Origin of the sequence: Streptosporangium subroseum (assembly GCF_900188345.1) — a bacterium.
GTDB lineage: Bacteria > Actinomycetota > Actinomycetes > Streptosporangiales > Streptosporangiaceae > Streptosporangium > Streptosporangium subroseum.
In genome coordinates this window covers 1-24,088 of the sequence record NZ_FZOD01000031.1, presented here as the reverse complement: position 1 = coordinate 24,088, position 24,088 = coordinate 1, and the positions used below count along the sequence as shown (strand labels likewise).

General features: G+C 68.6%; 18 protein-coding genes. 15 read left to right on the top strand and 3 right to left on the bottom strand.

The genetic code is table 11. The annotated features are described in order from the left end of the window. Positions 1–14 precede the first annotated feature (14 nt). The 11 genes from map (at position 15) to truA (ending at position 7,159) form a co-directional block, all read left to right on the top strand. Positions 15–842 (top strand): type I methionyl aminopeptidase, encoded by an 828-nt coding sequence (map, locus tag CHC08_RS26920; protein WP_089210231.1) that lies wholly within the window; start codon positions 15–17, stop codon positions 840–842. Between the two features lie 46 nt (positions 843–888). Beyond that, positions 889–1,341, top strand: coding sequence for a DUF1707 SHOCT-like domain-containing protein (locus CHC08_RS26915; RefSeq protein ID WP_089210165.1), 453 nt, complete (start codon positions 889–891; stop codon positions 1,339–1,341). A gap of 105 nt (positions 1,342–1,446) precedes the next feature. After that, the gene (locus tag CHC08_RS26910) at positions 1,447–1,932 is read left to right on the top strand and encodes a hypothetical protein (RefSeq protein ID WP_089210164.1); all 486 of its coding nucleotides are present in this window, start codon (positions 1,447–1,449) and stop codon (positions 1,930–1,932) included. A gap of 459 nt (positions 1,933–2,391) precedes the next feature. Then, a complete protein-coding gene (gene infA, locus CHC08_RS26905) occupies positions 2,392–2,613 on the top strand; it encodes a translation initiation factor IF-1 (RefSeq protein WP_012887858.1) in 222 nt (73 codons plus the stop codon). 23 nt (positions 2,614–2,636) lie between these two features. Then, the gene (gene rpmJ, locus CHC08_RS26900) at positions 2,637–2,750 is read left to right on the top strand and encodes a 50S ribosomal protein L36 (RefSeq protein WP_089210163.1); all 114 of its coding nucleotides are present in this window, start codon (positions 2,637–2,639) and stop codon (positions 2,748–2,750) included. A gap of 209 nt (positions 2,751–2,959) precedes the next feature. Continuing rightward, positions 2,960–3,340, top strand: coding sequence for a 30S ribosomal protein S13 (gene rpsM / locus CHC08_RS26895; protein WP_089210162.1), 381 nt, complete (start codon positions 2,960–2,962; stop codon positions 3,338–3,340). Positions 3,341–3,385: 45 nt separating this feature from the next. After that, positions 3,386–3,790 (top strand): 30S ribosomal protein S11, encoded by a 405-nt coding sequence (rpsK, locus tag CHC08_RS26890; RefSeq protein WP_020542285.1) that lies wholly within the window; start codon positions 3,386–3,388, stop codon positions 3,788–3,790. A gap of 19 nt (positions 3,791–3,809) precedes the next feature. Continuing rightward, positions 3,810–4,436, top strand: coding sequence for a 30S ribosomal protein S4 (gene rpsD / locus CHC08_RS26885; protein WP_089210161.1), 627 nt, complete (start codon positions 3,810–3,812; stop codon positions 4,434–4,436). Positions 4,437–4,533: 97 nt separating this feature from the next. Beyond that, positions 4,534–5,550 (top strand): DNA-directed RNA polymerase subunit alpha, encoded by a 1,017-nt coding sequence (locus CHC08_RS26880; RefSeq protein ID WP_089210160.1) that lies wholly within the window; start codon positions 4,534–4,536, stop codon positions 5,548–5,550. Positions 5,551–5,639: 89 nt separating this feature from the next. Then, positions 5,640–6,185 carry a 50S ribosomal protein L17 gene (gene rplQ / locus CHC08_RS26875; protein ID WP_089210159.1) on the top strand — a complete coding sequence of 182 codons (546 nt, stop codon included), beginning with the start codon at positions 5,640–5,642 and terminating at the stop codon, positions 6,183–6,185. An 83-nt stretch (positions 6,186–6,268) separates the two neighbouring features. Further along, the gene (truA, locus tag CHC08_RS26870; protein ID WP_089210158.1) at positions 6,269–7,159 is read left to right on the top strand and encodes a tRNA pseudouridine(38-40) synthase TruA; all 891 of its coding nucleotides are present in this window, start codon (positions 6,269–6,271) and stop codon (positions 7,157–7,159) included. 39 nt (positions 7,160–7,198) lie between these two features. On the opposite strand, the gene CHC08_RS26865 is transcribed toward truA, so the two are convergent. The 3 genes from CHC08_RS26865 to CHC08_RS26855 all read right to left on the bottom strand — a co-directional run bounded on the left by CHC08_RS26865 (position 7,199) and on the right by CHC08_RS26855 (position 11,329). Then, positions 7,199–8,848 carry a hypothetical protein gene (locus CHC08_RS26865; protein WP_089210157.1) on the bottom strand — a complete coding sequence of 550 codons (1,650 nt, stop codon included), beginning with the start codon at positions 8,846–8,848 and terminating at the stop codon, positions 7,199–7,201. Positions 8,849–9,550: 702 nt separating this feature from the next. Then, complete coding sequence (locus CHC08_RS26860) at positions 9,551–10,519, bottom strand: hypothetical protein (protein WP_143653361.1); 969 nt, start codon at positions 10,517–10,519, stop codon at positions 9,551–9,553. Positions 10,520–10,555: 36 nt separating this feature from the next. Next, positions 10,556–11,329: a CAP domain-containing protein gene (locus CHC08_RS26855; RefSeq protein ID WP_089210155.1), complete on the bottom strand. Its 774-nt coding sequence runs from the start codon at positions 11,327–11,329 to the stop codon at positions 10,556–10,558. Between the two features lie 356 nt (positions 11,330–11,685). Here CHC08_RS26855 and rplM point away from each other — a divergent pair, with 356 nt between their 5' ends. The 4 genes from rplM to CHC08_RS26835 all read left to right on the top strand — a co-directional run. Continuing rightward, positions 11,686–12,129 (top strand): 50S ribosomal protein L13, encoded by a 444-nt coding sequence (rplM, locus tag CHC08_RS26850; protein WP_089210154.1) that lies wholly within the window; start codon positions 11,686–11,688, stop codon positions 12,127–12,129. A 66-nt stretch (positions 12,130–12,195) separates the two neighbouring features. Beyond that, on the top strand, positions 12,196–12,717 hold the full coding sequence (gene rpsI, locus CHC08_RS26845) for a 30S ribosomal protein S9 (protein WP_089210153.1): 522 nt from the start codon (positions 12,196–12,198) through the stop codon (positions 12,715–12,717). A gap of 1 nt (position 12,718) precedes the next feature. Further along, the gene (glmM, locus tag CHC08_RS26840) at positions 12,719–14,074 is read left to right on the top strand and encodes a phosphoglucosamine mutase (protein ID WP_089210152.1); all 1,356 of its coding nucleotides are present in this window, start codon (positions 12,719–12,721) and stop codon (positions 14,072–14,074) included. A 527-nt stretch (positions 14,075–14,601) separates the two neighbouring features. Further along, positions 14,602–24,088, top strand: a 9,487-nt coding sequence (locus tag CHC08_RS26835) for a DUF7927 domain-containing protein (protein WP_245878596.1), incomplete at its 3' end; no start/stop codon positions are given.

The window sequence follows — 24,088 nt, the reverse complement described above, 5'->3', positions numbered from 1 at the left end:
CAGGGGGTGTGCACGTGTTCAAAAAGAACAAGCATGGGATCCAGATAAAAACGCCTGAACAACTGGAGAAGATGCGGGCGGCGGGCCTGGTGGTCGGCCGGACCCTGCAGTTGCTCCGGGAGAGCGTCCGGCCCGGGATGACCCCGCTGGACCTCGACGGGATCGCGGAGAAGGCGATCAGGGACGAAGACGCGATCCCCTCCTTCAAGGGGTACCAGGGCTTTCCGGCGACGATCTGCGCGTCGGTGAACCACGAGGTCGTCCACGGGATCCCGAGTGACCGGCGGGCCCTGCAGGAGGGCGACATCATCTCCATCGACTGCGGCGCCATCCTGGACGGCTGGCACGGCGACGCGGCCATCACGGTCCCGATCGGTGAGGTCGACCCCAAGCTGACCGAGCTGATGCGGGTCACCGAGGAGGCCATGTGGCGCGGCATCGCCGTGCTCACCGTGGGCCGCCACCTGTCCGACATCGGCCACGCGGTGGAGAAGTACGTCCGTTCCCAGGGCCGCTACGGCATCCCGCAGGAGTACGGCGGGCACGGCATCGGCACCGAGATGCACATGGACCCCTGGGTCGCCAACCACGGCAAGCCGGGCCGCGGGCCGCGTTTCGAGCCGGGCATGTGCTTCGCCGTCGAGCCGATGGTGAATCTCGGTACGGACAGGACCAAGGTGCTGGCCGACGACTGGACCGTCATCACCGTCGACGGCAAGTCCTCGGCGCACTTCGAACACAGCGTCGCGGTGACAGATGACGGCCCTGTGGTGTTGACCGCCCTCGACGGCGGAGCGGAGCGGCTCGCCGACCTCGCGAAAGATCCCGAACAGGTAACCTGACAAGTCTGGTAGCACTGTCCAGCGGTGAGCGGATGTGTGGTTGACGATGGCGGCTGGTCCGAACACACGGGCCTCGGACGGAGATCGCGACAAGGTCGCCTCGGTCCTGCGGGAGCACTATGCGCAGGGCCGGCTCACCGTCGAGGAGTTCGACGAGCGTCTGGAGCAGCTCTACACGAGCAGGACGTACGGCGAACTCGCCACGCTCACCTCCGACCTGCCCGACGTTGACCTGCAAGGGCTGTCCAACGCCTCTTCCCGCCTCTCAGAGCGAGGTGGACGCCCCGGCGGGCATCAGGCGAGCCACAGGGCCCTGAAGTCCGTATGGGCCGTCTGGGCGGTCGCGAGCGGCATCAACTGGATGGTCTGGTTCATCGTCGGCGCGACCGACGGTTTCGACTTTCCCTATCCGTGGCCGCTGTGGGTGATGGGTCCGTGGGGAGTGATGTTGCTGCTCACCACGGTTGTGACGGGCCTCGGCAGGGATCGCAACCCGTAATAATGCACGCTGGGCGTTGAGTGCGTATTCCTCCGCGGAACGGCCTGTCGTTTCTTCCTAACGTGAGCGGTGTCCGAACGGCCGGACCCTTCACAGGAGGAAAAAATGAGCAAGGTACGCACCCTTCTCGCCGGAACGGCGCTGGCGGGCGCCCTCGCCGCCACCATGGCGGCGGCCCCCGCGGCCATGGCCTCGACCCCCACTGCCGCGACTGTCGCCACAGCCGCCGCTCAGCAGGCCCAGAGCTCGTCCAAGCACTTCTTCGGTCCGTACTACTCCGGATTCGGCCGCGGTGAGAACTTCGGACACCGCTCCTCCTTCAAGGGGTACTACACGAAGGACGGCAGCGGCCGCTACTGGTTCTACGGGGACCTGGTCGACCGTGACCGCGACCGCCAGTACAGCTACGTGTGGTTCAAGTGGCACGACCGGTCCGGCTTCCACGCCAAGGTCTTCAAGACCCGCGGAAACCAGCACTTCGACAAGTTCGGCGGCTTCCGCAAGAGCAACGGCTTCAACGACTTCGACATCCGGGTCTGCGAGGGCACCAACAGCTCCGACGACTGCGGCCGCTGGGGCGACGCCTTCTAGGGGCGGGCCGCGGCTTTCGGAGAATGCCGGTCGATATTCCCCGGCGGGAAAAGCATGATCGGGAAATCGTGATCAAGGCAGGTCGATCAAGGAAGTCCCCCGGCGCAAGGTCGCCGGGGGACTTCCTTGCGTCAGGTCAGGAGCGTCGCGACTAGGGGCCGGTGGCCCGGCCACTGGCTTCGACCAGGTGAGATGTGCTTACAATGAGGGCACGATTATTCATGCGTCGTGCCGCGTTGCGTGTCCTGCCTTGGATCTGCGGTATCCTGAGTAGCGGTTGTGTCAAGGTACCGGCCGTGTGTTTCGCATTTCCTCGCCCGGTGCCGTACACTCCCTCTTCGGTTCACTATGACCATTGCGCGTCGGCGGTTTCGCAACCGCCGCTCTCAACGAAGCGCTGGGTCGCGGCTGCTTAGTGTTCCGAAGCCTCAGACGACCGATCAGTGAAACGCGAGGGACATGGCCAAGAAAGACGGCGCCATCGAGATCGAGGGCACTGTGGTTGAGTCGCTCCCGAACGCGATGTTCCGGGTGCAGCTCGACAACGGCCATAAGGTCCTGGCCCATATCAGCGGGCGGATGCGGATGCACTACATCCGTATCCTTCCTGACGACAGGGTTGTCGTCGAACTGAGCCCCTACGACCTCAGTCGTGGGCGGATCGTCTACCGATACAAGTAAGCGTCTGAGGGACGAATAAGACTATGAAGGTCAAGCCGAGCGTCAAGAAGATGTGCGACAAGTGCAAGGTGATTCGCCGGCACGGTCGCGTCATGGTGATCTGCGAGAACCTGCGCCACAAGCAGCGTCAGGGTTAATCGCAGTAACAGGCCTTGCAGGAGTCCGCTCTCCGTAGCGGACTCAACCCATGTAGGGCCGTCAAAGTAATCGCGTTTCACACTTGCGTCGGCGGCTTCGGCCGTACCCCGCAGGAGACCCCCGGTCGGAGGCCGGGGCCCTCACCCCGGGCATGGGGAGGGGAAGTGAGGCGCAGGACCTCCGCCATAAAGAAGGAGAATGCCCGACCATGGCTCGCCTGGTTGGCGTCGACCTCCCCCGCGACAAGCGGCTGGAGATCGCTCTCACCTACATTTTCGGAATCGGTCGCACGCGCGCCCTGGAGACCCTCGAGGCCACCGGCGTGAACGGTGACCTTCGGGTTCACCAGCTCACGGACGAAGAGCTCGTGCCGCTGCGTGACTACATCGAGGCGAACTACAAGATCGAGGGTGACCTCCGTCGCGAAGTTCAGGCCGACATTCGTCGCAAGATCGAGATTCAGTGTTACCAGGGCATTCGGCACCGCCGTGGCCTTCCCGTGCATGGTCAGCGTACGCAGACCAACGCACGCACCCGTAAGGGCAAGAAGAAGACCGTGGCCGGTAAGAAGAAGCCCGGTAAGAAGTAGTCCGCGTAGCCGCAGGACCGAATACCTCAGGAGTGAAGGCAAAGAATGCCTCCTAAGAGCCGCCAGGGCGCACCCAAAAAGGTGCGTCGCAAGGAAAAGAAGAACGTCGCTCATGGGCACGCCCACATCAAGAGCACGTTCAACAACACGATCGTTTCGATCACCGACCCGAACGGGAACGTGATCTCCTGGGCCAGTGCCGGCCACGTCGGGTTCAAGGGCTCTCGTAAGTCCACCCCGTTCGCCGCGCAGATGGCTGCCGAGAACGCCGCTCGCCGGGCCATGGAGCACGGCATGCGCAAGGTCGACGTCTTCGTCAAGGGCCCCGGTTCCGGCCGTGAGACCGCGATCCGTTCGCTTCAGGCGACCGGCCTCGAGGTTGGCTCCATCCAGGACGTCACTCCCGTGCCGCACAACGGCTGCCGTCCGCCCAAGCGCCGTCGCGTCTGACGCCCAGGAGATATAGAAAATGGCTCGTTATACGGGTGCGGACTGCAAGCTCTGCCGTCGAGAGAAGACGAAGCTCTTCCTCAAGGGTAAGAAGTGCGAGTCCGCGAAGTGCCCCATCGAGATCCGTCCTTACCCCCCGGGTGAGCACGGTCGCGGTCGGCCCAAGGAGTCTGAGTACCAGCTCCAGCTTCGTGAGAAGCAGAAGACCCGCCGCATCTACGGCATCCTCGAGAAGCAGTTCCGCAACTACTACGAGGAAGCCAACCGCAAGGGTGGCAAGACCGGCGAGAACCTCCTCCAGATCCTGGAGAGCCGTCTCGACAACGTGGTCTACCGCGCCGGGTTCGCCGAGTCGCGCGACGCCGCTCGCCAGCAGGTCCGTCACGGACACATCCTGGTGAACGGCAAGAAGGTCGACATTCCGTCGTACCGCGTCCGCGAGCACGACATCGTTGAGGTTCGCGAGCGTTCGCGCAACCTCCTTCCCTACGAGGTGGCTCGCGCCACCTCCGGTGACAAGACGTTCCCGGCCTGGCTGGGCGTCATCCCGGACGCCATGCGCGTCCTGGTTCACCAGCTCCCGGTCCGTCAGCAGATTGACACCCAGGTCCAGGAGCAGCTGATCGTCGAGCTCTACTCCAAGTAGAAGCTCTGCAGGTGCCGTGCGGTTCGCCGTACGGCACCTATGCTGTTGTTCGAGCGGCGTCAAATAGCGGGCGCCGCCATGCAAGGGGAGATCTCACATGCTGATCGCTCAGCGCCCGTCCCTTCTCGAGGAGTCCCTCGAAGAGACCCGGTCCAAGTTCATCATCGAGCCGTTGGAGCCGGGTTTCGGTTACACCATCGGCAACTCGCTGCGGCGCACGCTGCTGTCGTCCATTCCGGGCGCGGCCGTGACCAGTATCCGCATCGAGGGTGTGCTGCACGAGTTCACGACCGTGCCGGGGGTCAAGGAGGATGTCACCGACATCATCCTGAACCTCAAGGACCTGGTCGTCTCCTCCGAGCACGACGAGCCCGTGGTGATGTACCTGCGTAAGCAGGGCCCCGGCGACGTCACCGCCGCCGACATCGCGCCTCCGGCCGGTGTCGAGGTGCACAACCCCGAGCTGCGCATCGCCACGCTGAACGGCAAGGCGAAGCTGGAGATGGAGCTGACCGTCGAGCGCGGTCGCGGTTACGTCTCCGCCGCGCAGAACAAGCAGCCGGGCCAGGAGATCGGTCGTATCCCGATCGACTCCATCTACTCCCCGGTTCTCAAGGTCACCTACAAGGTCGAGGCGACCCGTGTCGAGCAGCGCACCGACTTCGACCGTCTGATCCTGGACGTCGAGACGAAGCCGTGCATGAAGCCCCGTGACGCGGTGGCCTCGGCCGGTAAGACCCTCGTCGAGCTGTTCGGCCTCGCCCGCGAGCTGAACGTCGAGGCCGAGGGCATCGACATCGGCCCGTCGCCGACGGACGCGGCCCTGGCCGCCGACCTGGCGCTGCCGATCGAGGAGCTGAACCTCACGGTCCGTTCCTACAACTGCCTCAAGCGCGAGGGCATCCACACCGTGGGTGAACTCGTGGCCCGCAGCGAGCAGGACCTTCTCGATATAAGGAACTTCGGTGCGAAGTCCATCGAAGAGGTCAAGCAGAAGCTGCACGAGATGACGCTCGCGCTGAAGGACTCCCCGCCCGGGTTCGACCCCAGCGCGGTGGCCGGCGGCGGCTACGACGACGACGACAGCGCGTACGTCGAGACCGAGCAGTACTGAGTTTCGCTGAATAACGGGGGTCCACGGACCCCCGGCCTGACCCCGGTACCTCATACGGCCGGGGCGGGTTAACTCTCAAGGAGAACGAAATGCCTCAGCCAGCAAGGGGTGCCCGCCTCGGCGGAAGCCCGGCTCACGAGCGGCTGATCCTGGCGAACCTCGCCACCCAGTTGTTCCAGCACGGCCGGATCAAGACCACGGTCACCAAGGCCAAGCGCCTTCGTCCGCTGGCCGAGCGGCTGATCACCAAGGCCAAGAAGGGCGACATGCACAACCGTCGCCAGGTCCTGACGGTCGTCCGGGACAAGAGCGTCGTCCACCACCTCTTCACCGAGATCGCGCCGACCTTCGCCGAGCGCCCCGGTGGCTACACCCGGATCACCAAGATCGGCCTTCGTAAGGGCGACGCCGCCCCCATGGCCGTCATCGAGCTGGTGACCGAGCCTCTGAACCCGGTCCGCGTCAGCCAGGCCGCTGCCGCCCCGGCCGCCGCTGCGAAGCCGAAGGCCGAGGAGGCCAAGGCCGAGGAGCCCACCGAGGCCGCCGAGGAGCCGAAGGCTTCCGAGGAGACCGCTGAGGCGACCGAGGCCGCTGAGGCTCCCGCCGAGGAGACCGACAAGAAGGACAACGCCTGATCTTTCAGGTCCTGTGAACGGGCCCGGCAGCTCCTTCTTTCTGGGAGCCGCCGGGCCCGTTTCCGTTTTCCGGGAGGAACATCGTGGTACGGCTGCGCCTGGATCTCGCCTATGACGGCACCGACTTCTCCGGCTGGGCGAAGCAGCCCGGACAGCGGACCGTGCAGGGGGAGATAGAGGAGGGGCTCGGCAAGGTCCTCCGGCTTCCCGAACCGCCGACGCTGGTCGTGGCCGGGCGGACCGACGCCGGGGTGCACGCGCGGGGGCAGGTCGCCCATGTGGATCTGGATGCCGGCGGATTCGGCGCGCTGGAGAACCGCTACCGCCGGGAGGAACCCCCGACGAGCCCCCTCTCCGACCCCGGGTCGCCGGAGGGCGTCGATGAGCGGCTCCCTGCCTTGTTAAGACGGCTGTCAGGGGTTCTGCCCTCCGATGTGCGTATTCATCGCGTTACGGTGGCTCCTGAGGGCTTTGACGCCCGGTTCTCGGCGATGTCGCGGCGGTATGCCTACCGGATCTCCGACGCGCCGGGCGGTGTGGACCCGCTCCGCCGGCGCGAAGTCGCCTGGTACAGCCGTGGCCTCAACGTCGACAGGCTGAACGCGGCCGCCGCCCACCTGCTGGGTGAGCATGACTTCGCGGCTTTCTGCAAGAAGCGCGAGGGAGCGACCACGATTCGTGAGCTGCAGCGGCTCGACTGGGTCCGCCAGGAGGGCATCCTCGTCGCGACGGTGGTGGCCGACGCGTTCTGCCACTCGATGGTCCGGGCCCTCGTCGGATCGCTGCTCCCCGTCGGGGAGGGGCGGCTTCCGGTGGACTGGCCCGGCCAGGTGCTGAGGAGCGCCGCACGGGATTCCAAGGTGCATGTCGCACCCGCGCACGGCCTCTGCCTCGAAGAGGTGCTCTATCCGGAAGCGGAGGATCTGGCCCGGCGGGCCGTCGAGACCCGCCGGGTGCGCACGCTCAGCGTGTAAGGCGGACGAGATCGTCCGGGCCCGGGGGAGCGCGCTCGCTCAGTTTCTGACGCGGCGCTCCACGACCTTGGCGGTCTGGTCGCGGAAGGCGCTGCTGACCTTGCCCAGGCTCTTCTCCTTCGCGGTCGGCGTGTGGCCGTCGCTGAAGGTGGCGTAACTGAACACGATGTAGCGGCCCCACACCATCCCGGCCGCGTAACCACCTGCGATGTGCACGCGCTCGGCTCCACTGCCGGCGTCGCCGGGCAGGCTGCGGAACCACAGGTTGTCGTTGAGGTCCTTGGCCTTGTCGGCCTCGATCGCGGACTCACGGGTGGGCAGTACGGCGATCCCCGTGGTCACCGCGTATTTCTTTTTGCTGTCCACATAGGTGGCCCGCAGCACCCGGCGGCAGTCCTGACTGTCCAGCGTGCGGGCGAACTTGCCGGCCGCCGCCTTCCGGCAGTCCTCGGTCATGTTGGTCTTGACCCGGGTGAACGTCGCCCCTGCCAGGGTCACCTTCTTGGTGAAGGCGTCGGGCACGGTCAGCTTGCCCGGGTCGGTCTTCTCGGAGTCGAGCATCGTGGTGTTGATCGGTTCGGGCTCCGGGGCCGGATCCTGGGCGGGATCGATGATCTCGGGGGCGGGGATCGGCGCGGATGCGCTCGTCGGATTCCCGGCGCTGATCGACTGGTAGGCGAAGATCGAGCCGGTGGCGATGCCGATCACCACGACCGCGCCCACAGCCGCGATCAGCGCGGTGTTGCCCCGGCTGCGGGCCGGTTCGGCGGGCGGAGACGTCGGGGGCTCGGGGACGACGGCCGAGGCCGGGGTGAACGCGTCGCGCGGGACCAGGACACCGGATGCGGGAGCCGGCTGGTTGATCGGCGCCGCCACCGGGAGGGGAGGGAACAGCGGAGGAAGCATCGGGATGCCGCCCGGCGGGGTCTCCTGGTCCACGGCGCCCGGAGGCGGCGTCGGCCTGCCCGAATCGGGGGTATGGAAGTCCGCCCCGGGGCGGTGGCCCGGAGTCTGAGGCGGTGCAGGGGCGTGGGTGGCCGGTTCGAGGGGCGGCGCGGGCACCTGTGAGATCAGCTCCGGCTCGGACGTCGGGGCCTGCGTGACGGGCGCGGGCATGGGGGACTGGACGGTCGGTTCGGTGGACGGCGCCGGAGAGTAGGGGCCCGCCTCGGATGATCGCGGTGCGGTGGAGGAGTAAGCGCCCGGCTGTGGGGACGAGGTCTGACCCGGGGCATAGGGGCCCGCTTCGGGTGACTGCGGCGCGCCCGGGGGATAGGCGCCCGGCTGGATGGGCCCCGGGGCGTGAGGGCCCGCTTCGGGGGGCCGCGGTGTGGTCGCAGGGTAGGCGCCCTGCTCGGGGGACGAGGTCTGACCCGGGGTGTACGGGCCCGCTTCGGGTGACTGCGGGTGAGCCTGTGGGGAGGACTCGGGCCCTCGGACGTTGGCGGTGCTCTCACCGGGGTCGTCCTGGAAGGCCGCGTCGGGCGGCCAGACGGCGATGTCGCCCGGCTCTCCGGGGCGGGCGATCGTCTCCTCGGGGTCGGACCAGACCGGTTCTCCGGTGGCCGCGGGCCAGTGGGTGTCCGGCCAGACCTGCATACCCGCGGCGGCGGCGGTGAAGGCCGGCGGCGGTTGCCACGGTGGGGCTCCGGGCACGATCGGCGCCGTGGGCAGCGGCGGGTTGTTCAACGGAACGGTGCCGGGGGGCGTGGAGGACTCGTCGCCGGTCGACGTGCCCGGCCACGATGGGCCGGAGGGTTCCGCGGGAGCGGAAGGGCCTGACCACCCCGGGGTGACCGGCTCCCGTGACGAGGGGGAGGGGGGCGCCCATGTCGGAGGGTTGGACTCCGTACGGGGAGAGCCGGACCATGTCGCGCCGGAGGGATCCTGCGTCACCGGAGAGCCGGGCCACGTGGCGCCGGAGGGATCCTGCGTTACCGGGGAACCGGACCATGGCGCACCGGGAGGCCTCTGGGGCGCCGGAGCGCCGGGGCGCTGCCCGGGCTGTGGAGAGCCGGGCTGCGGGGAGCCGGACCATGGCGCGGAAGGCTCGGGCTCGGCCAGCCAGTCGTAGGGGGCGCCGTCGTCGCCGGGAACCGTCCACGGCTGGGCTGCCCCGGGTGCCGGCTCCGGCCATGCCGGGCGGACATAGGGCTGTTCGTCACCTGTGAGATCGGTCCGTGGCACGTGCGGCGAAGGTTGACCGAAACTCGGCGGTGGCGTCGCCGGTGCGGCCGAACCGTCGGCTTCACGTTCGTGCTCGGACCCGGATTCCTGGCCACGCATGTGTCGCAGCCTAGCGATAGCCAGAGATCGTCATGCGTGTATGGGCGTTCTCGGCCGTATCGCCCGACGGTTTTATGGGGTGAAAGTGGCTAAATGAGCTCTTTGTCACGGTCGCTTGCCCGTCAGTGAGCGGCCTTCGAGGGCCGGCGTCACGGTCGCGTCGGCGGCGCCGAAGGCCGCCTGGTTCAGCTTCTTGACCTCGGTCTTCTTCGGCAGGTGCCCGTCCTTGTACTGGAACCAGACCATCACGACGTAGTGCCCGTGCCTCCACTCGCCCACGAATGCCTCACCCGTGCCGAGAAATTTGGTGACCGTGTCCTTACCGGGCAGCGGCTTGATGTATTCCTCCCGCTCCTTGCCGGTTCCGGCGGAGACGACCTTGGCCGCCCCCGTCGACGTGCTGAGGTTGGCCACCCCCACGGTACCGATGATCTTCCCCGAGGCGTCGCGGAAACTGGCCCGCAGCAACTGGTTGCACTTACCCCCGGTGAGAGCCTTCTGGAGCTTGCTGCCCACCACGGCGTCACCGCACTTCTTGTCGGCCCTGCGCGTGGTCATCAGATAGCTCTGCCCGCCGATCTTCACCTTCTTGTTCTTGAACACCTCGTTCAGGGTGAGAAGGAGGGGATCGGTCTTACGGGCGGTGGCGAATCCGAACTTGTCGTCGGGGGTGTTGGGTGCCGGTGCGCGGGAGTCCGCGGAGGGAGGACTCGCCGTACCGGTTGTCGCCGGGGGGTCGGAGTTGGCGAGCATGGCCAGGCCGATGCCTCCGGCGATCAGCACGGCGAGCGCGCCGACGGCGATGTAAATCGGACGGCGGGAACGGGGGCCCTCGTCATAGGGGCTCCACCTCTCCTGCCGCGGCCGTTCCTGGCGTTGCGGCGGCTGCTGCCGCGGTGGTGAGGGTGGCTGCTGGGGCTGGGAAGGAGGCGGCCACGCACCCTGAGCGGCCCTCGCCCCTTCGGGGGCGCGGTTGTGCGATGAGGCGTCGAACCAGTGCTCGCCCTGCGTGGGCGGCGACGCGTCAGGCTGGTTGTAAGGCTGGCGGCGCGGCGGCTCCCCGGGAAAACCCATGCGCCGAGACTAGCCCTTTCGACAGGGCCGGTTTACTCAGGAGTAGCCGAAATCCTGGGTCCACCACGGCCCGATCGGGCCGTCCACGGCCCCGACGCCGGTGGCGGTGAGCTTGCAGTTGAGGATGTTGTGCCGGTGGCCGCTGGTCGCCATCCAGCTTCGCACCGCCTCATCGGCCGAGGTGTAGCCACGGCCGATGTTCTCCGCGCCCCCGTCGCCGTAGCCTGCGGTCTCCATCCGATCCCAGGGCGACCCGCCGTTCGGGGAGTCGTGGGAGAGCTCGCCGCTGCCGGCCATTTCGGACGAGTGCGCCCTGGCCGACCGGGTCAGCCGCCTGTCGATCCGGAGCGGGGCGCATCCGTACTTCCTGCGCTCGAGATTGACGAGCCGGACCACCTCGCTCTCCATCGCGGTCAGGGCGGGGGTGCCATCCTGGCCGCCACCGTTGATGACGGAGGAGAGGCCGTCGTTGGCCGAGCCGTCGATCGAGTTTCCGAGGCTCGGAGTGGCGCGTACGGGGCGCCGCTCCCGCGTCATCGTGGGCATGACGGAGGGACGGACGACCCGGACGAGGGGAGCGCGGCGGTCGGTGGCCCGCCCCGGTCTGACCTGAGCGGTGGGTTTGGGCGAGGGCGTGGATGTGGGCGTGACCGGCCCGGCGTTCAGATAGATCTGGTCCGGGGGCTCCTCGGCGCGAGTGCCCCGGCCGAGGACGAATCCGGTCAGCAGGACCGCGGCCAGGCACACGAACAGTCCCATACGGCGCAGGCGGGTCCGCTGGGTATGCCGGGGGTGAGGAAGCTGCCACATACCGCTATCAAAGATAGAGATGTTTGCGGTGGGGAAGAAGAGAAAGCGGAGAACGTATCGGAACCGTTCTGTGAAGGCTCATGGGCGACATCCCCCAGCACTGTCCGGTCACGGGTAGACTGCCAGGGACACCGGCGCAGAGTCTGTCTTTTGACCCACACTCATCCGCGCCGGTATCCTGCTAGTTCGTTGTGTGCGAATTGGTCTCCTGTGCAGACCGATACGCGGCGCGTCCGGCGTCATCTCCTCAGTCTTTGGGAGACGGAAGGTCCGGGCTGTCGTGTGCCCGCACCTACCGACCAAGTTGCTGTCACTTCCGACAGCGCCGAAGACGCGAGCAAAGAAGGCATACGACCGTGCGCACGTACACACCCAAGCCCGCCGAAGTCGAGCGCCAGTGGCACATCATCGATGCCACTGACATCGTGCTCGGCCGGCTGGCCAGCCACGTCGCGATCCTGCTTCGCGGTAAGCACAAGCCGACCTTCGCCAACCATGTCGACACCGGTGACTTCGTTGTCATCATCAATGCCGAAAAGGTTGCGCTGACCGGTAAGAAGCTTGAGCAGAAGAAGGCGTACCGTCACTCGGGCTACCCCGGCGGTCTGCGTTCCGTTACCTACGGCGAGCTCATGGACAAGCGTCCTGATCGCGCCGTCGAGAAGGCCGTGAAGGGCATGCTGCCCAAGAACGCCCTCGGCCGGAAGATGATCAAGAAGCTCAAGGTTTATGCCGGTTCCGAGCACCCGCACCAGGCGCAGCAGCCTGTGCCCTTCGAGCTCACCCAGATCGCCCAGTAGTCAGCGGCTTGTCGCCAGCAGCGTTGGCCGATGGCCGACGCCGAGTAGGAAAGTTAGAGGAGAACCGTGGCTGAGCCCACCGGTGTCGAGACGCCCGTCGAGGGCGAGCAGGAAGCGTACTCCGCGGAGGAGTTTCCCTCCGAGTACACCTCCGAGTCCACTGCCAGCGGCGAGGCCGCCGTCCGTAAGCCCATCACCACGGGCAACTCGTACGGCACGGGCCGCCGCAAGGAATCCGTAGCCCGCGTGCGCATCGTGCCGGGCACCGGCAAGTGGACGATCAACGGTCGCACGCTTGACAACTATTTCCCGAACAAGGTCCACCAGCAGATCGTCAACGAGCCCTTCGTGGTTCTTGGCGCTGAGGACCAGTTCGACGTCATCGCCCGCATCAACGGCGGCGGCGTCACCGGCCAGGCCGGTGCTCTGCGCATGGGTATCTCCCGCGCGCTGACCCTTCTGGACGTCGAGGTCAACCGCCCGCCGCTGAAGAAGGCAGGCTTCCTGACCCGTGACGCTCGCGCCACCGAGCGCAAGAAGTACGGCCTCAAGAAGGCCCGCAAGGCTCCGCAGTACAGCAAGCGTTAAGTTGGGGCGCCTTTTCGGCACCGACGGGGTACGTGGGGTCGCTGGGCGCGACCTCACGGCCGAGCTCGCCATGGAATTGTCCGTGGCCGCAGCTCATGTCCTCGGCGATGCCGGGGCGTTCCATGCCAGCGTCGGGCGACGAGGTCGTCCCGTCGCCGTCGTAGGCCGGGACCCGCGAGCTTCAGGAGAATTCCTGGAGGCCGCCGTGGTCGCCGGCCTCGCGTCGTCTGGCGTGGACGTCCTCAGGCTTGGCGTACTGCCCACCCCGGCGGTCGCCTACCTCACCACCGCTCTCAGAGCCGACATGGGCGTGATGATCTCCGCCTCCCACAACCCCGCCCCGGACAACGGGATCAAGTTCCTCACTCGCGGCGGCTACAAGCTGCCCGACGCGATGGAGAACGAGATCGAGCAGCGGCTCGACGAGAAGTGGGATCGCCCTGTCGGAGCCTCGGTCGGCCGCGTGCGCGAAGCGTACGGCGAGGCCGATCGTTACGTGTCCCACGTGCTGTCCACCGTCACCGGCCGCTTGGACGGCCTGAACGTCGTCCTCGACTGCGCTCACGGCGCCGCCCACATGGTGGCTCCCGAGGCGTTGCTGCGGGCCGGGGCCACGGTCGAGACGATCGGGGCCCGCCCCGACGGTCTCAACATCAACGCCGGGGTCGGTTCCACTCACCTGGACAAGCTCCAGCAGATCGTGGTCTCCCGCGACGCGGACGTCGGTATCGCCTACGACGGCGACGCCGACCGCTGCCTGGCGGTCTCGCACACCGGCGAGGTGATCGACGGCGACCAGATCATGGCCGTGCTGGCCACGGCCATGCACGCCGAGGGGAAACTGGTCGGTGACACCGTGGTCGCCACGGTCATGTCCAACCTGGGCTTCAAGATCGGACTCAAGAACGCCGGCATCGACATGATCGAGACCGCCGTGGGCGACCGATACGTCCTGGAAGCCATGAGGGCGGGCGGCTACAACCTCGGCGGCGAGCAGTCCGGCCACGTCCTCATGCTCGACCACGCCACCACCGGAGACGGTCTGCTGACCTCGCTCCACCTGCTGGCGGTCGTGGCGCGAGAGGGGAAGTCGCTGGCTGAGCTGGCCTCGGTGATGACCCGTCTGCCGCAGGTCCTGGTCAACGTCAGGGATGTCGACCGCGACAAGGTCTCGGCTCCCGCACTGTCCGCGGCGGTCGCCGCGGCCGAGGCGGAGCTCGGGGAGACCGGCCGGGTGCTGATCCGGCCGAGCGGCACCGAGCCGATGATCCGCGTCATGGTCGAGGCCGCCTCCGCGGAGCAGGCCGAGCAGATGGCGGGCCGCCTGGCGGACGTCGTCCGTACGGCCTGCGTCTGAGGCGCGGCCCGCGCCTGAAACGATCCGCGACCCCTCGGCGGTGTGTTCCGCACACCGCCGAGGGGTCGCTCCTTTTTGGCCCCCGCTTCCTTCGGGCCTCCGGCTCTTTCGGGCCCCGCTTTTTTCTTTTTGAACTCCGGCTCTCTGCAGCCCTCGGCGGTCTCCGCCACTCCCCGTAGCGATACGGCCACGCCAGTCGAACCGAAACCACGTGAGATATCCGGCATGTCCAATGCCGCCACGCCGCCTCTTCGCGTTGATTGACACTCTACGTAGTTGATCAGAGACTTTGAGTCGTTACGGCGAGGTCTCTCCGCAGAGGTCTCCGGGACGGCTCCGGCGACCCGAGGTGTCCCGGCGAACTCAAGAGGCCAGGGCCTGGATCACCATTTCGGACGATTCGGAGCCCGGCGACCACGATTCACCCTGACCCTCAGGGCGTTCCAGGTCATGAAGCCGCGAGCATCGAGATCGATCGGGGTGTTGGCGTGCCTTTCTTCGCTGCGGTGTCCGGACAGGGGGCCTGGGTGCCTCGTGTCAGGAGAGGGACCGCCCAGGTCCTGGTCCTGGCCCTGACCTGCTCGGGGCTGACCGGCACGGCGGCCGTGCTGGCGCCTCGTCCCGCGTTGGCGGCCGGCACGGTCCTGTTCGACCAGCCGTTCCACAACAACACGGCCAACGGAACCGGTGCCGTGGTACTGCCCGCGCTGCCGAGTGGCCAGTCGGGGACGAACTTCGCGTGCCTGACCGCCTCGGGCAACACCAGCACCGGCGTCCTGCGCAGTTGCACCACCGACCCGGACCTCCCGGGCTTCGGCAAGCTGCGGCTGACGAACGCGACGACCGGCAAGGTGGGCGGGCTCTTCGGCGCCGTCAGCGTGCCCACCTCGCAGGGCCTCGACGTGACGTTCAACAGTTACCAGTACGGCGGGGGCGGGGCCGACGGCATGAGCTTTGTGCTGGCGGCGGTCGATCCGGCCAACCCCCAGTCCCCGGCCAACATCGGCCAGTCGGGCGGTGCGCTGGGCTACACCTCCTTCTCCGCCCTCCCCGGCCTGGCCTACGGCTACCTCGGCATCGGCCTCGACGTGTACGGAAACTTCAGCAACAGCGCCTACCAGGGAAGCGGCTGCACGAACCCGGCCTACATCGGGACGGGCAGTGTCCGGGTGCCCGGCCAGGTCGTCGTCCGCGGGCCGGGCAACGGCACCGTCGGCTACTGCGCGATCAACAGCACCGCCACCTCGACGAGCTCCGCCGCCCTCGCGTTGAGGTCGGTCTTACGCACGGCGGTCCCGGTCCAGGTCGGCATCAACCCCACCAACGCGGTCCTCACCACCGCCGCCGGCATGACGGTCCCGGCCAACAGCTACCGGGTGCTGGTCACCCTGGTCAGCGGCGTGACCAGGACGCTGACCGGCACGCTTCCCTCGGTCACCTCGGGCCTCTTCCCGTCGAGCTGGCTGAACGCCAACGGGGTCCCCCGGCAGCTCGCGTTCGGCTGGGTGGCCTCCACCGGTGCCGTCACCGACTTCCACGAGGTCGACGAGGCCAAGGTCCTCACGATCAGCGCGGTCCCCGAGCTGGCCGTCTCGCAGACCAGCTACAACGCCGCGACGCTGTCGCCGGGCGACCCCGTGACCTACAGCGTCGTCGCGGGCGTGGCCGCGGGTCTGCCGGAGACCTCCCCGATCTCGGTGACCGAGACCCTGCCCGCCGGAACGGTGGCCGCGGGGGCCTACGGCACGGGATGGGTCTGCGCGGCGCCGTCCGGGCGGTCCGTCACCTGCACCAACAGCAACGGCCCGTTCGCGGCCGGGGCGACGTTACCGCCGATCACCGTGGTGGGCATCGTCACCGGGACCGGGGTCACGCCGGCGCTGGTTCAGACCACGACCGTGGCCACGGCGTCGTCGGTCGACGCCAATCCCGGTTACTCGTCGTCGACGACCGTCGGCACGCTTCCGTCGACGCCCAGCGGCATCACCCTGAGCTCGACCTCGGGATCGATCGCCGGCGGCGGCACCGTGACCGTGAGCGGGACGAACATCTCCAACGCGACCGCCATCGAGATCGGCACCGTCGCCCAGCAGCAGGCCGGCACCCCCGTGGTCCTGCTGCCCTGCCCCTCCGGGGTCACCACCGGCTGTTTCATCAACAACGGCAACGGCACCCTGACCATCCCCTCGATGCCGAGCAGGTCCGCCAGCGGGGCGGTGCGGGTCACCGTCGTCACCCAGGGTCTCGCCGCGTTCGCCGCCTATACGTATCTCGCCGCCCCCGCGGCGCCCACCGCGCCCACGGCCACGGCCGGGGTGACCAGCGCGACGGTGAGCTGGACGGCGCCGGCGAACAACGGCAGCCCCATCACCGGCTACGTGGTCACCCCGTACAGGAACGGCGTGGCCCAGACGCCGGTGGCCTTCGACGCCTCGGCCACCACGAGGACGCTGACCGGACTGACCGCCGACGTGCCGTACACCTTCACGGTCGCCGCGGTGAACGCGATCGGCACCGGCTCGGCCAGCCCGGCGTCCAACTCGGTCGTCCCCTACAACGTTCCCGGCAAGCCGTCCATCACCGCGGTGACCGCCGGCTCCTCGTCCGCGACCCTCACCTGGACGGCGCCGGCGAACAACGGCAGCGCCATCACGAGCTACATCGTCACGCCGTACATCAACGGCGTCGCGCAGCCGACCCAGACGTTCGGCGGTACCGCGACCACCCAGACCGTCACCGGCCTGACACCGGGGGCCTCGTACACGTTCACCGTCACCGCCGTGAACACGGCCGGCCCCGGCCAGCCCTCCGACCCCTCGGCCACGGTCGTTCCCAACCCCCCGCCGACCCTGCCCTTCCCCGCGCCACCGGCCGGTGAGGTGGGAGCGCCCTACAGCGTCCCGCTGACCGTGAGCGGAGGCACCGCGCCGTACACCTGGTCGATCGCCTCGGGCAGCCTGCCGCCGGGCCTCACCCTGAACGCCTCCACCGGCGTGCTGTCGGGCACCCCCACCTCGGCGGGCAGCTATCCCTTCACCGTGCAGGTGACGGACGCCAGCAACCAGAGCGCCACCAAGCCGGTCACCCTGGTCATCGCGCCGCCGCCGGCGCTGACGTTCCCCGCGCCACCCGACGGAGAGGTGGGGACTCCCTACAGCATCCCGCTGACCGTGAGCGGGGGCACCGCACCGTACACCTGGTCGGTCACCGCGGGCAGCCTGCCGCCGGGCCTCACCCTGAACACCTCCACCGGTCAGCTCTCCGGCACCCCGACCACGGGAGGCACCTTCAGCTTCACCGTCAGGGTGGTCGACGCCCAGAACCAGAGCACGACCAGGACGGCCGGCGTGACGATCGTGCCGCTGCCGACGTTCACGTTCTCCACACCCCCGAGCGGTCAGACGGGAGTCGCCTACAGCTTCCCGCTGACCGTGAGCGGCGGCACCGCGCCGTACACCTGGTCGGTCACCGCGGGCAGCCTGCCGCCGGGCCTCACCCTTAACGCCTCCACCGGTGTGGTGTCGGGCACCCCGACGACGACGGGCAGCTATCCGGTCACCGTCCAGGTGGCCGACGCCAACAGTCACACCGACACCAGGTCGGTGACGTTCTCCATCACGCCCGGCCCGCTGGTCATGGTCAAGACGGCCAACACCTCCTCGGCGGGCCCGGGCGACACGGTCAACTACACGATCACCGTCAACAACACCGGGTCGAGCGCGTTCACTGGCGTGACGATGAACGACCCGCTGGCGGACGTCCTCGACGACGCGACGTACAACGGGAACGCGACGGCCACCGGCGGCTCGGTGTCCTTCACCGGCCAGACGGTGAGCTGGACCGGGAACGTGGCGGCCGGTACGACCGTGACCATCACCTACTCGGTCACGGTGAAGAACCCCGACACCGGAAACAAGGTGCTGGCCAACGCGGTGACCTCGCCGACGGTCGGCAGCACCTGCCCGGCCGGCGGCGGCGATCCCCGATGCACCGCGACGGTGACGATCTCCGGGCTGTCCATCGTCAAGGTCGCCGACGTCGCGACGACGACTCCCGGCGGGACGGTCCACTTCACCGTCACGGTGACGAACAACGGCCAGACCCCGTACACGGCCGCGACGTTCGCCGACTCGCTGGCCGGCCTGCTCGACGACGCCGTCTACAACGCCGACGCCGTCGCCACGAGCGGCAACCTGTCGTACACCGGCCCCAACCTGACCTGGACCGGAAACCTCGCGGTCGGCGCCAGCGCGACCATCACCTACTCGGCCACGGCGAGGAACCCCAACACCGGGGACAGGACCATCTCCAACACGATCTCCTCGTCCACTCCCGGCAGCACCTGCCCGCCGGGAAATCCCGGCGCGCAGTGCACCGCCACCGTCACGATCCTGATCCCCGCCCTGGTGATCACCAGTAGCGCGGACGTGGCCACCGCGACACCCGGTTCGACCGTGAACTACACGGTCACGGCTTCCAACACCGGCCAGACGGCCTACACGGGGACCGGCTTCACCTTCTCCCTCGCGGGCGCGCTCGACGACGCCACGTACAACGGCGACGCCGTCGCGACGTCGGGCAGTGTCGTCTCCGGCCCCAACGGCGCCCTCACGTGGACCGGTGACCTGCCCATCGGCGCCTCGGTCACCGTCACCGCCTCGGTCACGGTGAACAACCCCGTCACGGGTGAGCAGGTGATGACGACCTCCGTCACCTCCGCCGCGGCGGGAAACACCTGTCCGGTGGGCAACCAGGCACCCGCGTGCTTCACCACCGTCCCGGTCCTGATCCCCGGCCTGACGATCACCAAGACGGCCGACGCGTCGACCACGACCCCCGGGTCGGTCGTCAACTACACGGTCGCGGTCACCAACTCGGGGCAGACGCCGTACACCGGGGCGACGTTCGCCGACGCGCTGGCCGGGGTGCTGGACGACGCGACGTACAACGCGGACGCCACCGCGACCAGTGGCTCGGTCGGCTTCGCCGGCTCCACGCTGACCTGGGCCGGCGACCTCGCGGTCGCCGCGACCGCCACGGTCACCTATTCCGTCACCGTCCTCGATCCCGACCCCGGGAACAAGGTGCTCTCCAACACGGTCTCCTCGCCCACCACCGGCAGCAACTGCCCCGCGGGGAGCGGCGACACCCGGTGCGCCGGCAACGTGGCGGTCCTCGTCCCGCAGTTGACGCTCACCACCCAGGCGGACGTCGCCACGACGACTCCGGGGAGCGTCGTCGAGTACACCACCACGCTGGTCAACACCGGGCAGACGCCGTACGCGGGCATCAGCGCCACGATCGACATCTCGGCTCTGTCCGACGACGTGACCTACGACGGCAACCTCACGGCCTCCTCGGGCAGCATCAGCCTGGCTCCGGACGGCTCGGTCGTATGGAGCGGGGACATCGCGGTCGGCGCGACGGTCACCATCGTCGGCTCGGTCACCGTGAACGACCCCGACACCGGCGACAAGGTCCTGAGAAGCTCCGTCACGTCCGCCGCGCCGGGCAGCACCTGCCCGGTCATCGGCGCGACGGCGCCCGGCTGCTTCAGCGTCGTCACGGTCCTGGTCCCCGCGCTGACGATCACGAACACCGCCGACACTCAGACGACCGTGCCGGGCAACACGGTGACCTACACGATGACGGTCGCCAACACGGGGCAGACCCCGTACACCGGAGCCCAGGTGACCGAGTCGCTGGCCCGGGTGCTCCCGGACGCGGTCTACAACGGCGACGCGACCGCCACGACCGGCACGGTCGTCTTCTCGAGCCCCAACCTGAACTGGACCGGGGACCTGGCGATCGGGGCGAGCGCGACGATCACCTATTCGGTCACAGTGCGCGATCCCGACCCGGGTGACCGGCAGATGATCACCGCTGCCGTGTCCTCCGAACCAGGCAGCAACTGCCCGGCCGGGAGTACCGACCCCCGGTGCGCTGTCACGGTAGCAGTCCTTCTGCCGCAGCTGACGATCGCCAAGACCGCGAACGCCACCACGACGGCACCCGGGTCGACCGTCGGATACACGGTCACCGTCACCAACTCCGGGCAGACGCCGTACACCGGCGCCACCGTCACCGACGCGCTGGCCGGGGTGCTGGACGACGCGGTCTACAACGGGGACGCGACCGCCACGACGGGCACGGTCGGTTTCGCCGGGACGGACCTGACCTGGAGCGGCGATCTGGCGGTCGGGGCGAGCGCGACGATCGCCTACACGGTCACGGTGCGGAGCCCCGACCCGGGAGACGCCCGGCTCTCCAACACCGTCGTCTCGTCCGCCGTGGGGAGCAACTGCCGGGCCGGGAGCACCGACACCCGGTGCGTCTCCTCGGTGCCGGTGGCGCGCCTCGTGCTGGAGCAGAGTTACACCCAGACCGGTGCGACACCCGGTTCGGTGATCCGCCTCAACGCCACGTTCACCAACACCGGGCAGGTCCCCTACACGGGGATCGTCGTCTCCAGCCCCACCGCCGGCACCGTCGACGACGCCATCCCCAACGGTGACCAGGTCGCGAGCTCGGGCACGCTCGTCCTCGGCGCCACCACCATCACCTGGACCGGGAGCATCCCCGTCGGGGGCGTCGTCACCATCACCGGCACCCTGACGGTCAAGAACCCGCCCACCGGCGACCGGATCATCACCGGCACCCTGGTCTCCGCCGCACCGGGCAGCACCTGCCCGGCGGGCGGCTCGGACCCTCGCTGTACGGCCCGGCTCGACGTGCTCGTTCCCGGCCTGACGATCGTCAAGGTCGCCGACACCGGTGCCACGGTCCAGGGAGGCACCGTCGGATACACGGTCACGGTCACCAACTCGGGGCAGTCGCCGTACACCGGGGCGACGTTCACCGACCCGCTGGCGGGGGTGCTGGACGACGCGGTCTACAACGGGGACGCGACGGCCACGACGGGCACGGTCGGTTTCGCCGGGACGGATCTGACCTGGACCGGCGATCTCGCGGTCGGGGCGAGCGCGACGATCACCTACACGGTCACCGTGGGCGATCCCGTCCTCGGGGACAGGTTCATGGTCAACACCATCTCCTCACCCACCGCCGGCAGCGACTGCGCCCCGGCGAGCGGTGACCCGCGGTGCACCAGCACCGTGGTCGTGCTCGTGCCGGCACTGACGATCAGCAAGACCGCCGACGCCACGACCGGGATACCGGGGAGCACGATCACCTACACGGTCGTGGCCGCCAACACCGGTCAGCTCCCCTACACGGGGGCGGCGTTCACCGACGCGCTGGCCGGAGTGCTGGACGACGCGGTCTACAACGGGGACGCGACCGCCACGACGGGCACGGTCGGTTTCGCCGGGACGGACCTGACCTGGAGCGGCGATCTGGCGGTCGGGGTGAGCGCGACGATCACCTACACGGTCACCATCGACAATCCGGCGACCGGCGACCTGAACCTGGCGAACGCGGTCACCTCCGCTACCCCGGGCGGCAACTGCCCGGCCGGCGGGACCGACTCGCGCTGCGGCGCCGGCGTCCAGGTCACGGAAGCGACCACGCTGACGTTCGACAAGGCCGCGAGCACCGGGGTGGTCGCGCAGGGCGAGGTGGTCACCTACACCGTCACGATCAGCAACAGCGGGCTGACACCGTACGTCGGCGCGACGTTCACCGACTCGCTCGCCGACGTGCTGGACGACGCGACCTACAACGGGGACGCCGCGGCCGGCACGGGCACCGTCACCTACACCGAACCCGAGCTGACCTGGACCGGGAACGTCCCGGCCGAGGGGTCGACCACGGTCACCTACTCGGTGACGGCGAACCCCCCGGGCCTGGGGAACGGGATCCTCTCCAACACACTGGTGTCGGAGTCGCCGGACAGCAACTGCGCCGCCGGGAGCACGGACCTCCGCTGCTCCGAGACGGTGACCACGGTGGGGCTGGAGATCCTCTCCTTCGCCGACGCTGACACCGTCACCCCGGGCACCGTCGTGCGTTTCACCACCTTCATCACCAACACGGGGCAGACGCCGTACAACGGGATCACCGTCATCCTCGACGGGGGCCGCATCTTCGACGACGCCGTCCCCAACGGAGACCAGATCGCCACCTCCGGGTCGCTGTCACTGGGCGAGACCGCGCTGACGTGGAGCGGGAGCATCCCCGTGGGCGACAGCGTCGTGGTGACCGGCACGTTCACGGTGAACAACCCCGATCGGGGCGACAGGGTGATGACCAGTGCCGCGTCCTCCTCGGCGCCGGGCAGCACCTGTCCCGTGGCGACCGACCCCGGCTGCACCGCCTCCGTCTCCGTGCTGATCCCCGCCCTGACGATCACCAAGGTCGCCGACAGGTCCGCGGTGGTCCCCGGAGGGGCGGCGGCCTACACGGTCACGATCGCCAACACCGGGGAGACCCCGTATGACGGGGCCACCGTCACGGACTCGCTCGCCGGGGTGCTGGACGAGGCGACCTACAACGGGGACGCGACCGCCACGACCGGCACGGTCGGCCTCGCCGGTCAGACCCTGACCTGGACCGGTGACCTGGCGGTCGGGGCAAGCGCGACCGTCACCTACTCGGTCACCACCGACGACCCCGCCCTGGGCGACAAGCTCCTGACCAATGCGGCCACCTCCACCGAGACGGGCAGCACCTGCCCGCCCGCCAGCGGGAACACGGCCTGCGACGCGAGGGTCGTCATCCTCACCCCGATTCTGACGATCGCGAAGACCGCCGACAGCGCCTCGGCCACACCCGGTGGGACGGTCACCTACACGATCACGGCCACCAACACCGGTCAGGTCCCCTTCGCCGCGGCGAACCTCACCGACGCGCTGGCGGGGGTGCTGGACGACGCGACCTACAACGGCGACGCGACCGCCACGAGGGGAACGGTCGGCTTCGCCGGCCAGGCCGTCACCTGGACCGGAGGTCTCACCCCCGGCCAGGCGGTCACCGTCACCTACAGCGTCACGGTCGACAACCCGGGAACCGGTGACCAGAGGCTGACCAACACCGTCACCTCCACCACCTCGGGCGCCACCTGTCCCGTCGGCGGCACCGACACCCGCTGCTCCCACGAGGTCCTGATCTCCAGGATCACGATCACGAACTCGGCGGACGTCGCCACGACCATTCCGACCGGGGTGGTGCGCTACACGGTCACGATCGCGAACACCGGGCAGACACCGTACAACGCCGCCGCGGTGGACGGCCTGCTCGCCGGGGTGGTGGACGACGCGGTCTACAACGGCGACGGGACGGCCTCGTCGGGCCAGCTCACCTTCGTTCCCGGGAGCGGCGAGGCGATGTGGCAGGGCGCCCTCGCGGTCGGCCAGACCGTCACCGTCACCTTCTCGGTGACCGTGCGGAACCCGGACCCGGGGGACAAGGTCCTTAACTCCGTCATGACCTCGGCCACCCCGGGGACCAACTGCCCCGTCGGCGGCACCGACCCGGCCTGCGCCTCGTCCGTGACCGTGCTGATCCCCGCCCTGGACGTCTCCAAGAGCGCCGACAGGGCCACGGTCACCCCCGGTGGCACCATCACCTACACGATCACGGTCGCCAACTCCGGCCAGACCCCGTACACCGGGGCGACGGTGACCGACCAGCTCACGAAGGTGCTCCCGGACGCCGCCTACAACGGCGACGCGACCGCCACGACCGGCACGGTCGTCTTCACCAGCCCCAACCTGACCTGGACCGGTGACCTCGCCGTCGGCGCCAGTGCCACGATCACCTATTCGGTGACCGTCCTCGACCCCGACCCCGGCGACAAGCAGATCGTCAACAGGGCGTTCTCCAACGAGCTGGGCAGCACCTGCCCGTCCACCGGGTCCACCCCGGCGTGCACGACGCTCGTCACCGTGCTCGTCCCCGCCCTGTCCGTCACCAAGGTCGCGGACACCGTCACCACCACGCCCGGTTCCACGGTCGGTTACACGATCACGATCGCGAACACCGGCCAGACCCTGTACACCGGGGCGGCCGTCACCGACGCGCTCGCGGGTGTGCTGGACGACGCGGTCTACAACG

Coding starts and splice junctions, on each gene's coding strand:
- CHC08_RS26915 (WP_089210165.1), top strand. CDS start 889: ATGGCGGCTGGTCCGAACACACGGGCCTCGGACGGAGATCGCGACAAG.
- CHC08_RS26910 (WP_089210164.1), top strand. CDS start 1,447: ATGAGCAAGGTACGCACCCTTCTCGCCGGAACGGCGCTGGCGGGCGCC.
- infA (WP_012887858.1), top strand. CDS start 2,392: ATGGCCAAGAAAGACGGCGCCATCGAGATCGAGGGCACTGTGGTTGAG.
- rpmJ (WP_089210163.1), top strand. CDS start 2,637: ATGAAGGTCAAGCCGAGCGTCAAGAAGATGTGCGACAAGTGCAAGGTG.
- rpsM (WP_089210162.1), top strand. CDS start 2,960: ATGGCTCGCCTGGTTGGCGTCGACCTCCCCCGCGACAAGCGGCTGGAG.
- rpsK (WP_020542285.1), top strand. CDS start 3,386: ATGCCTCCTAAGAGCCGCCAGGGCGCACCCAAAAAGGTGCGTCGCAAG.
- rpsD (WP_089210161.1), top strand. CDS start 3,810: ATGGCTCGTTATACGGGTGCGGACTGCAAGCTCTGCCGTCGAGAGAAG.
- CHC08_RS26880 (WP_089210160.1), top strand. CDS start 4,534: ATGCTGATCGCTCAGCGCCCGTCCCTTCTCGAGGAGTCCCTCGAAGAG.
- rplQ (WP_089210159.1), top strand. CDS start 5,640: ATGCCTCAGCCAGCAAGGGGTGCCCGCCTCGGCGGAAGCCCGGCTCAC.
- CHC08_RS26860 (WP_143653361.1), bottom strand. CDS start 10,519: ATGGGTTTTCCCGGGGAGCCGCCGCGCCGCCAGCCTTACAACCAGCCT.
- CHC08_RS26855 (WP_089210155.1), bottom strand. CDS start 11,329: ATGTGGCAGCTTCCTCACCCCCGGCATACCCAGCGGACCCGCCTGCGC.